9 protein-coding genes are annotated in these 10,000 nt (G+C 60.3%); 2 read left to right on the forward strand and 7 right to left on the reverse strand.

Going from position 1 to position 10,000, the window contains the following annotated elements; all coding sequences use genetic code 11:
• On the forward strand, positions 1 to 454 hold a 454-nt coding region (locus LDL37_RS04815), incomplete at its 5' end, for a serine hydrolase (RefSeq protein WP_290795105.1).
• A 93-nt stretch (positions 455 to 547) separates the two neighbouring features.
• Here the strand turns inward: LDL37_RS04815 and gltA are convergent.
• Positions 548 to 1,837, reverse strand: coding sequence for a citrate synthase (gltA, locus tag LDL37_RS04820; protein WP_126423746.1), 1,290 nt, complete (start codon positions 1,835 to 1,837; stop codon positions 548 to 550).
• A 433-nt stretch (positions 1,838 to 2,270) separates the two neighbouring features.
• Here gltA and LDL37_RS04825 point away from each other — a divergent pair, with 433 nt between their 5' ends.
• Positions 2,271 to 4,436: a ComEC/Rec2 family competence protein gene (locus LDL37_RS04825; RefSeq protein ID WP_290795108.1), complete on the forward strand. Its 2,166-nt coding sequence runs from the start codon at positions 2,271 to 2,273 to the stop codon at positions 4,434 to 4,436.
• Here LDL37_RS04825 and LDL37_RS04830 read toward each other — a convergent pair.
• The 6 genes from LDL37_RS04830 to LDL37_RS04855 all read right to left on the reverse strand — a co-directional run.
• Positions 4,368 to 4,874, reverse strand: a complete 507-nt coding sequence (locus LDL37_RS04830) for a hypothetical protein (protein WP_290795111.1) — start codon at positions 4,872 to 4,874, stop codon at positions 4,368 to 4,370. The genes LDL37_RS04825 and LDL37_RS04830 overlap by 69 nt on opposite strands.
• Before the next feature lie 54 nt (positions 4,875 to 4,928).
• Positions 4,929 to 5,636: a transcriptional repressor LexA gene (lexA, locus tag LDL37_RS04835; protein ID WP_290795113.1), complete on the reverse strand. Its 708-nt coding sequence runs from the start codon at positions 5,634 to 5,636 to the stop codon at positions 4,929 to 4,931.
• Between the two features lie 110 nt (positions 5,637 to 5,746).
• Entirely contained in the window at positions 5,747 to 6,541 is a 795-nt protein-coding gene (trpC, locus tag LDL37_RS04840; RefSeq protein ID WP_290795115.1) for an indole-3-glycerol phosphate synthase TrpC, read from the reverse strand.
• A 3-nt stretch (positions 6,542 to 6,544) separates the two neighbouring features.
• The gene (trpD, locus tag LDL37_RS04845; RefSeq protein WP_290795117.1) at positions 6,545 to 7,558 is read right to left on the reverse strand and encodes an anthranilate phosphoribosyltransferase; all 1,014 of its coding nucleotides are present in this window, start codon (positions 7,556 to 7,558) and stop codon (positions 6,545 to 6,547) included.
• Positions 7,551 to 8,144: an aminodeoxychorismate/anthranilate synthase component II gene (locus LDL37_RS04850; RefSeq protein ID WP_126423752.1), complete on the reverse strand. Its 594-nt coding sequence runs from the start codon at positions 8,142 to 8,144 to the stop codon at positions 7,551 to 7,553. Before LDL37_RS04850 ends, trpD begins: the two co-directional genes overlap by 8 nt.
• A 177-nt stretch (positions 8,145 to 8,321) precedes the next feature.
• Positions 8,322 to 10,000, reverse strand: a 1,679-nt coding sequence (locus LDL37_RS04855) for a hypothetical protein (RefSeq protein ID WP_290795120.1), incomplete at its 5' end; no start/stop codon positions are given.

The raw sequence follows: 10,000 nt of genomic DNA on the forward strand, positions 1-10,000 counted from the left end.
TACGCCGACCCGAGGGGGCTTCCTGCCCAACCTGCCGGTTTCGCCGACCTTCCTGCGCGGGGCCGGGGCCATCCGTTCGACGACCGAGGACCTGTGTCGCTGGCACGCGGCCCTGCTCAATCATCAGATCATCAAGCCTTACAGCCTTGAGGCCATGATGACACCGGCCCTGCTGAAAAACGGCAAACCCGCGTGGGAGCGGCAGGGCCAAGAGCCCCTGAACTACGGCTTCGGTGTCGGGTTGGGCGTCACCGAAGACAGCCGCCGTTACTGCACACACGGCGGGCGGATCAACGGCTTCACGGGCCATCTGCGCAGTTTTATCGACGAGCAGGTGACACTGGCCATACTCTATAATTGCGATGGCGGCGGGTCGGCGCAGTTCAGCGCCGCCCAGAAGGCGCTGCGGCAGGAGGCGTCGCGTCTGGGGCTTGAGGCTGCCAGCAAGGCCTGACGAGTGTGGTGCCTTTGTCCCGCGCAGCACTCTGATAAACAACAAAAAAAGCCCGCCGTTTCCGACGGGCTTTTCTGTTTCTGTGCAAACTGCTTAGCCGCGTTGCGACAGCGGCACGAAGTCGCGTTGCGTCGCGCCGGTATAGAGCTGACGCGGGCGGCCGATCTTCTGGCCCGGATCTTCGATCATTTCCTTCCACTGGGCGATCCAGCCCACAGTGCGCGCCAGAGCGAACAGCACGGTGAACATGGTGGTCGGGAAGCCCATGGCCGACAGGGTTATGCCGGAATAGAAATCGACGTTCGGGAACAGCTTGCGCTCGATGAAGAAGTCGTCCTTCAGGGCGACGGCTTCCAGTTCCTTGGCGACCTGGAACAGCGGGTCGTTTTCGCGGCCCGTGGCGGCCAGAACTTCGTAGGCCGAGGTCTGCATGACCTTGGCGCGCGGATCGTAGTTCTTATAGACGCGGTGACCAAAGCCCATCAGCTTGTAACGACGGTCCTTCACGCCAGCGATGAATTCCGGGATCTTTTCCGGCGTGCCGATTTCACGCAGCATGTTCAGCGCTTCTTCGTTGGCCCCACCGTGCGACGGGCCCCACAGGCAGGCAATGCCGGCGGCGATACAGGCGAACGGGTTGGCACCCGACGACCCGGCGAGACGAACCGTCGAGGTCGAGGCGTTTTGTTCGTGGTCGGCGTGCAGGATGAAGATGCGATCCATGGCACGCACCAGCGCCGGATCGACCACATAGTCTTCGGCCGGCACGGCGAAACACATGCGCAGGAAGTTTTCGGCGTAGGACAGGTTGTTCTTCGGATGCACGAAGGGCTGACCGACGCTGTATTTGAAGGCGCGCGCGGCGATGGTCGGCATCTTGGCGATCAGGCGGTGCGCCGAGATTTCGCGCTGCTGGGCGTCATGGATGTCGAGGCTGTCGTGATAGAAGGCCGACAGAGCGCCAACCGCGCCGGTCATGATGGCCATCGGGTGCGCATCGCGGCGGAAACCGTCAAAGAACCGGTCGAACTGCGCGTGCAGCATGGTGTGACGGGTGATGGTGCTTTCGAACTTTTCGTACTCAGCGGCCGACGGCAGTTCGCCGTGCAGCAGCAGGTAGCAGGTTTCGAGGAAGTTCGACTGCGAGGCCAGTTGATCAATCGGGTAGCCGCGGTGCAGCAGCACGCCCTGATCACCGTCGATATAGGTGATCTTCGATTCGCACGACGCCGTGGAGGTAAAGCCCGGATCGTAGGTGAAGGCATCGGACTGCGCATAGAGCTTACGAATGTCGATCACGTCCGGGCCGAGAGAGCCCTTCAGGATCGGCAGATCTATGACCTTGTCGCCTACGGTGACTTTGGCGGGAGGTGTCTGGGTCATGACGTGCTTACCTCTTATCTTTGTGTGCAATGCAAACGGCATTTTCGTTGCACCTGCTATATAAAGTGCAAACCTAAATGAAAAGAGCCTCTTTCATCAGTGTGTGCGCGACAGTGAGGCACCAAGGCGTCAGGTGGCATGGATTGACGCTTTCGTCAGCCTTTTGAAGGGGGCGGGTGGGGCTTGGAGACAGATCAAAAACTGCAATATATAGATGATTTTAAACGTATTTTGTATTCGTATGCCAAGGTCGAGCAGGGTTGCAACTTGTCTGACTTAACAATTTTTTGTGAACCCTTACACCATGCGATTTTAGCCGTAGTGTCTCTTCCCTGCGCAGCATTTTATCGCTGGTGAAAAATATTTTCATAAGCGGAGGCAAACTTCACGCCTCTATTGCTTCCCGCGCAAGGGCATGTTTTGTAAGTCAGGGATGTGCTCAGCAGAGGTGACGGGGGTAGGGGGATTGCAGCGGCTTCGCGTCTGGCTTTCGCATATCCGGGCCATTGATTGGGCGCAGTCTCTGCGGCAATCGCTTGCCCAGCAGGTCGGCCGTCTGGTGCTTTGGCTGCCTGTGGCTGTGGGCGCGGGATGCGCCGTTTATTTGAGCCTGCGTTTTGAGCCGCCCTGGCTGTGGATTTTACCTGTCATGGGTGTCGCGGGGGGTATCTATGCCCTGTCTGTCTGGCGGCAATGGCCTGTTGTCGTTCGCCACGGCCTTCTGTTCATCGTGATGTTCACACTGGGGGTGGGCTTATGCAAACTTCGCACCGAGCGCGTAGCGGCTCCGGTGCTCATGTCCCAGCAGACGCAATTCCATCTCGATGCGGTGATTATGGATATAGTCGGCACCGACAGTTCGGAACCCAAACTTTTGCTGGCGCCGCTGAGACTGTCGGGTGTCGCGCCGGAACAAACGCCTATCCGCGTGCGCCTCAGCCTGCGCACCCTGCCGCCAGATCTGGCCCCCGGTCAGTCCATCTCTGTCTTTGCCATCCTCCACCCACCGGCGGGGCCGAGTATTCCAGGCGGATACGACTATGCACGCACGGCGTGGTTCGATGCGGTGGGGGCCGTGGGGTTTGCGCCCGGCCGCATTCGAACCATCGACACCCCCCCGCTACCGGCACGGCTGCAAAGGATCGTAGTGCTCAATCATCTGCGCTGGGAGGTGACGCAGCGTCTGATGGCGCAGATTCCGGATACGCGCATGGGCGGATTTGCCGCCGCCATGGTGACCGGGCATCAGGCCTTTCTGGCCCCTGAACTGGTTGAAGACATGCGCGATTCGGGGCTGGCGCATATTCTGTCCATTTCTGGTCTGCATATGGCGATTGTCGGCGGCTTTGCCTTCTTCGCCTGCCGGGGCGCGCTGGCCCTGAGCCCACCGATCGCGCTGAGATACCCGATCAAGAAATGGGCCGCCGGATTGGGGATGATCGCCGTGGGGTTTTATCTGGCCCTTTCGGGGGCACCGGCTCCGGCGATCCGCGCCGCCGTGGTCGCGTGGGTAGCCTTTGGGGCCATTGTGTTTGACCGTCGGGCATTGAGTTTGCGCGCTCTGGCCATAGCCGCCCTCATCGTGTTGCTGCTCATGCCCGAAGCCGTACTGGAACCGGGGTTTCAGATGTCGTTTTGCGCCACGGCGGCGCTTCTGGCGCTGGCCGAAGTGTCGCGCAATCCTGTCCGCGAGCTTGACGTGCCATGGTGGGTGCGTGGATGGCAGGGCTTGTGGCACGGACTGAAGGTCTCGGTGCTGGCTTCGACGGTGGCCGGGTTGGCCACCACACCGTTCGGCGTCTTCTATTTCAGCCGCGCCCAGATGTATGGTCTGCTAAGCAATCTGCTCGAAGCCCCGATCACCGGCTTTATCGTTATGCCGGCGCTGGCGCTGGGCACCGTGATGAGTGCCACGCCTTTCGGGGCCCCTATCCTGTGGGTGGCGCAGCAGGGGCTGTCTGTGATCGCGGCCATTGCGGGTTTTGTGGCCGATTTGCCCGGCGCGGTGTTGACAGTGGCGGCCCCGCCCAATCTGGCGCTGGCCCTGTCCACGGCGGGTGTTCTGTGGATGTGTCTGATCCGCGGTCAGGTGCGCTGGGTCGGCCTGCTGGCGGCGCTCGCCGTTATCTATTGGCCGCGTGAGACAGTACCGGATATCTGGCTGGAGGCCGAAGGTAGCAATGCGGCGCTTCGCGTTGATGGCACGGCCTATAGTCTGCGTCCCACTGTGCGCCAGTACGGCTATCAACTCTGGTTGAAACACTATGCGCTGAACCATGCTCCTCAGAGGGGCCCGCAGGACTATGTGTGCAAAAGCTATGTCTGCCTGCCAACGGCCACCGCACCTTACCGCGTCGGTTTCGCTTTCGGCCGCAAAGCCCCCAAGTCTGAACAGATAGAGGCCCTGTGCCAATCCGCTGATCTGATCGTCCTGCGCTCTCAGGTGGCCGACTGGCCCGCCAACTGTGCCGGGGTCAATCGCATTACCGCCTCAGACTTCGAGCGGTTGGGAGCCATGGAACTGACGCGATCAGGTTCGAAAAGCTGGCAAATCCATGCCGCTAAACCCCTGAGAGGTCAGCGGCCATGGGTACATTAAGCCCGCCGTTCGATCTGCCGCATCTGTCTCATCCGATCCCGCCTTGCGTGACGGTCTGGACCTGTGTTGACGGGCTCCTTTTATAGCCAGACGCAGAGGCTGAACGATCCTATGGTTTGTCCAATGTCTAACCCGGTGCGAAAAGTCTCTGATATGGCATAAAACCTGGCTCAGCATGAGAATGGCCGCAATTTCGGCATAGACGGCGGTATCTGCGGCGACCAGAAACACCACCTCAGCCGGAAACGCCGGGGCGAACGAGACAACCGTGGCGACGAACGCCGCGGCAAACACCACTTTCGACCATGTAAGCGTGTTCAGTCCCTTCGCCAGACGGTCGATCAGAAGGCCTTTAAGGCTGCGACCTATCCGAGTTTCCGGAAATAAAAAGGCAACGCCATAGGCCATGAGTATCGCATAAAGAACAGAAAACCCCATATCATCCTCCACGAGAGCGATATGGGGTGCAGCCGTCGCCAAACAAGACGCGATTTAATGATACCGGCGCATCAGACCGACCAGCTTGCCCTGAACGGCCACTTCGTCGGCATTGTAGATGCGCGTCTTGTAGGCCGGATTGGCCGCCTCAAGGGCAATAGAGGCGCCCTTCTTGCGCAGGCGCTTCAGCGTAGCCGTATCGCCATCGACCAGTGCCACGACGATTTCGCCCGACTGCGCCGAGTCCGACTTCTTGATAATCACATAATCGCCGTCGAGAATACCGGCATTGATCATCGAATCGCCTTCGATTTCCAGCAGATAGTGCTCGCCCGAACCGACGAAGATTTCCGGCACGCGGATACGGTCGCGTTCGGCCCCCAGCGCCTCAATGGGTACACCGGCGGCGATCTTGCCCAGCAGAGGCAGTTCGCGGCCTTCGTCATTGGCGGGCTTGGACGCCGGGGCCGGGGCGGCGGGGCGCGTACCTTCGACCACCTGCGGCACAAAGGCCTGACGTCCGCGCGGCGGGGCGGCCGTCGTGGCCTGATCCGGCAGCTTTATGACTTCCAGAGCGCGTGCCCGATGCGCGAGGCGACGGATGAAGCCGCGTTCTTCAAGAGCGGTAATCAGCCGGTGGATCCCCGACTTCGACGCCAGATCCAGCGCCTCCTTCATCTCATCAAAGGACGGAGATACCCCCGTCTCCTTGATGCGTTCATGAATGAACATCAGAAGTTCGCGTTGTTTGGTCGTCAGCATAGGTCCACCCGCTGCAAAAGTTTGTCCCCGGACATGGCAATATTTAGCGCATGAATGGTGAACAAGTCATGAACTTGTGCAAAGTGTTCTGTATGCGTTCTTGAGTCTTGTCAAGCGGGCGTGAGCAGATTCTTCGCCGCCTGAGTGACGTCGCCCTGCCGCATCAGGCTTTCGCCGACCAGCATGGCCGTGGCCCCGGTTTTTTCGAGCCGCGCCACGTCCTGCGGCGTGAAGATACCGCTTTCGGCGACCAGAACGTGCTGCGGTCCGACCATGGCCGACAGGTCTTCGGTTGTTTTCAGATCGACGTCAAAAGTTCTTAAGTTGCGGTTGTTTATACCGATCAGCGGAGAGGCGAGCTTAAGCGCGCGCTCCATCTCAGGCGCGTCGTGTACTTCGACCAGGGCGTCCATGCCATAGGCATGGGCCGCCGCGATCAGATCGGCGGCCAGAGCGTCGTCGATCATAGCCATAATCACCAGAATGGCGTCGGCCCCAAGGCTGCGTGACTCGGCGACCTGCCACACATCGACAAGAAATTCTTTGCGGATGCAGGGCAGGGTGACGGCGTTGCGGGCCGCCACAAAGTGCGATTCGTGCCCCATAAAGCTGGGCGCATCGGTCAGGATCGACAGACAAGACGCTCCGCCGGCCTGATAGGCCGCCGCCAAGGTGGCCGGTTCGAAATCCTCACGAATCAGACCTTTGGAGGGGCTGGCCTTTTTGACCTCGGCGATCAGCGAAAGACTGCGCGGCTGTTTGTGGGCCACCAGCGCGCGTTGAAAGCCGCGCGGTACGCTGACGTCCTTGATGCGCGCCTCCAGAGTCGCCAGAGACGCCGCAGGCTTGCGTTCGGCGACTTCTGTACGCTTGTAGGTGGCAATCTTTTCCAGAATATCGGACATGTCTTAGCTGTTCGTAAGGGTGACGAGTTGGTCGAGCGCGGCCAGGGCCTTGCCGTTATCGAGGCTGGCGGCGGCGTGATCCAGCCCTTCGCGCAGGGTATCAACCGCCCCGCCTACCAGGAAGGCCGCCGCAGCATTGAGCATGACGATATCGCGATAGGGGCCTTTTTCGCCCTCCAGCAACCGCCGCAACGCCGCAGCATTGTGTTCCGGAGCGCCGCCTGTAATGTCAGCCAGCGCCGCGCGTGGCAGGCCCACGGCTTCGGGCGTAATGGTGAACAGGCGTAACTTGCCGTCCTTCCATTCCGCCACTTCGGTTTCGCCCGTGGTGGTCAGTTCGTCCAGACCGGAACCGTGCACGACCCAGGCATGAACGGCCTCAAGCTGACCCAACGCCTTGCCAATTGGTTCGATAAAGCGCGGGGAGGGCACGCCCACCACCTGACGGCGCGCACCGGCGGGATTGGTGAGGGGACCCAACAGGTTGAAAATGGTACGGAAACCGAGCTGTTGACGGATTGGAGAGACATGCTTCATCGCCCCGTGATGCGCTACGGCGAACAGGAAGCAGATACCGGCTTCGTCCAGCGCCTTGCGCTGCTGTTCCGGCGAGGCGTCGATATTGACGCCCAGCGCCGCCAAGACATCGGCCGTACCGGATTTCGAGGTAATGGCGCGGTTGCCGTGCTTGGCGACCTTGAGCCCGCCGCCGGCCGCTACGAAGCCCACGGCTGTGGATATGTTGAGCGTGTGCAGGCCGTCGCCGCCGGTGCCGCAGACATCCACCGTATCATAGGGATGGTCGAGCGTTTTGGCCGCCGCCCGCATGGCGCGGGCGCACGCAGCGATTTCGCCGACAGTTTCGCCGCGCAGGCGGATGGCGGTCACGGCGGCGGCCACCTGAGCCGGGGTCGGTTCGCCGCGCAGGCAGGCGGAAAAGAAGATTTCAGCGTCGGTGTCGGACAGGGTCTGACCGTCCGCCAGCTTGGCCAGCAAGGGTTTGAAGGCGTCAGACATAGAGGTTGTGGCTCTCAATACCGGCCAGTCGCAGGAAGTTGGCCAGAATCTGATGACCGCCTTCGGTGGCGATGGATTCCGGATGGAACTGCACGCCGTGGATCGGGCGAGTGCGGTGCTGAACGCCCATGATTTCGCCGTCTTCGGTCCAGGCGGTGACGATCAGGTCGTCCGGCAGGGTTTCGCGCTTGATGGCCAGCGAGTGATAGCGCGTCGCCGTGAACGGATTGGGCAGGTCCTTGAACAGGCCGATGTCTTTGTGATGGATCTGGCTGGTCTTGCCATGCATCAGCGTCTTGGCGCGGATGACGTCGCCACCATAGGCCTGACCGATCGACTGATGCCCCAGACAGACGCCAAAGATCGGCAAGTCTTCGGGCGCAGCGCGCAGCAGCGGCAGGCAGATGCCCGCCTGATCCGGCGCACATGGTCCGGGCGACAGCAGAACCGCCTTGGGTTTCAGCGCCAGCGCGTCCTGAACGCTCAGCGCGTCGTTGCGGTACACCTGCGTTTCCGCGCCCAGTTCCGCCAGATAGTGCACCAGATTATAGGTGAAGCTGTCGTAATTATCGATGACAAGGATCATGGCCAACTCCCATGCAAGCGATATAGGCAAAGGCGGCGCAAAAACCAAACGGAAATGGCTCAACACTCGGACGTTTCAACGGTTTCACGTCTGGGCGCGCCTAAATTTCCCATAAGATTTATTATGCGATATTTGACTCGTGATAGGATGGGCAGGCTCTTAGGCCCGCCTTCCGGTCTATTTCAGCGTCAGTTCGTATTCGGGCGTCAGTCGGATCGCGTCGATGCGCGCCACCTGACCCTCTGTGAATTGTGGTTTCACACTGGCGTCGAAATAGACTTTTGAATCTTCGCGCAACGGCATGACGCTGAGCGTCAGCGGCTGCGTCAGCTTGTCGGCATAACGCTTGAGCCCAATACGCCATGTCCGCCCGATATAGTATTCGTCGTCGAGCATCTGCGGCCCTGAAAACAGCCTTGCCACATCGCCCTGATAATCGACATCCAGATAGACGTCGGATACCCCTTTCAGTGCGTCCTTGGGCACCTTCACAGTCCACGCGGCCGAAGCCCCAAAGCTCTCCGGTTCAGGCACGACGGGTGTGTTTCGCGGCCCCCAGGTCTTCAGCGGCGGTGCCTTGCCGGCCGGGCGCAGAAGCTGCCATTCAGCGGTGAGTTTGACCTCTGGCGCCGTGGCTGACCAGCTTTGAAACAGGCCCTTTGATGCTTCACGTTTTAGCTTCAGATTTGCAGAAAAATTATCTGATAAATATGGAAAAATCTCAAATTTGAATTGCGATCCGGTTTGCCGGAACGTCGCGCCACCCTCGGCGTTTCCAAAGACGTGTGCGGCGCTGAGGATCAGATGCGGACGGCCCTGCACGGTCACGGTAGTCAGGCTTTGCGCCTGAGCTTCGCTGAGCAGCAGCAGGCGTGCGGTCTTGCCGTTTGTGCCGGTGACGGTAACGATGCGCCCGGTGTCAGGCAGTAATCGTATCTGCACCCCCTGCGGGGTCTTTTTGGCCCCCGCAACGGTACGCACGGCTTTCGCTTCAAAGACAAATTCCGGCTCGATCTGACCCGTCGCGGCGAACACATAAAGATCGCCCTTCCCGTCATCAAACTTCGTCACCGGCTGGGCCGTGGCCCAAAGGAGATTGATGCCGGACAGGTCGAAATGGACGGGCCAGATAAAGGCGGCGCCCTCTTCGACTGTCACGCCTTTGGACGGCAGGGTCAGGGTTTCGCCGCTGAGTTTCACCTCAAAACGCGTATCCGGATGCGCGGGCGTGGCGTACTGGCGCACGTGATTATTGACGAAGACAAAACCCGACTGACCATCGCCTCGGAACGCCCAGCGCAGGGTTTTCAGATCATCGGCGGCTGCCGGTTTTATCTCAGGGGCGTAAACGCTCATCGGGGCCAGACGATCTCCGAAGGCCTGAAGGAAGGCGTGAATGGGTTTGAGTTTATTCAGGACCGGGTGCGCCTGACCATACTGACCCAGAGGGGCCTGAAAATCGTAGCCGAGCTTAGGCACATCGTTGTACCCGCCGCTGGCCATGCTTTCGTCGCGTGACGGCGACCCCGGCGGGTTCTGCCCGCCCTGAAACATGTAATAGCCCAGAAGATTGACACCTGAGCCGACCTTGGTGATCACCATGTCGGCGATATCGTCAGGGCTGATCAAAGGACGGCGACGATACATTTGCGGCACACCGCCACCATATTCCGCGCCAAAGAAGGGCGTGATGTCGCTGTCGCGTGCGCCGTCATCCTGCGTCGAGGTGCGCCCCTGCGCCCCCAGACCCTTCTCATTACGCACGCCGAATTGAAACAGATAACTCGACTTCGGCGGCAGGATGCCCGCAGAAGCCGACCATGGTTCATCGACATAGGTACCGAATACCGGAATCA

Origin of the sequence: Asticcacaulis sp. (assembly GCF_020217185.1) — a bacterium.
GTDB lineage: Bacteria > Pseudomonadota > Alphaproteobacteria > Caulobacterales > Caulobacteraceae > Asticcacaulis.